1 protein-coding gene is annotated in these 524 nt (G+C 67.9%); it reads right to left on the bottom strand.

The annotated features are described in order from the left end of the window. Positions 1–332: 332 nt before the first annotated feature. Positions 333–524: hypothetical protein (locus JCM19049_RS17295; RefSeq protein ID WP_279403530.1), on the bottom strand; the 192-nt coding region annotated here is incomplete at its 5' end.

Genomic DNA, 524 nt, shown 5'->3' with positions numbered 1-524 from the left:
CCGGCGATCAGGGTCACCGCCCCGCCGTAGCCGCGTTCGCGCAGCTCGCTGGCCGCGGTGGCGCCGGCCAAACCGCCGCCGATGATGATCACTGGTGCCTCTGACATGATCCTGCCCCTTCTGGCGCGGGACCAACCCCGGGCCCGGTGTTGCCTTGAGCCTGTCCTCTGCTTCGATCCTCACACCGTTGCCCGGGACGTGGCAAGAGCTGGAGCGTGGTGAGGCAGGTTCCCGGGAGCTGGAGGCTGACCGAGACGCATCTCACAGGCAGCGGGATTTGCGCGATAATTGGCGGCACCCGCGCCGGGGGTTGCCAGGCGTTAACCTGCGGTTCAGGCCCCGGTTGCCGGTGCGACAGCTTGCTTGGGCAGCATCGGCCCTGGTGCCGCCGCATCGATCACGGCGGCCAGGAAAACTTCAGTTGAAGGGTAGATCATGTTTTCTCGTACCAAGAGGTTGGTTCCGGCGGCGGCCGCGCTGGTGTTGGGCGTCGGCGCCCTGTCCGGGTGCTCGGTGGGTGCCGG

The sequence above is a fragment of the Arthrobacter sp. JCM 19049 genome, from assembly GCF_001310435.1.
This window is presented reverse-complemented; position numbering and strand designations above follow the sequence as displayed.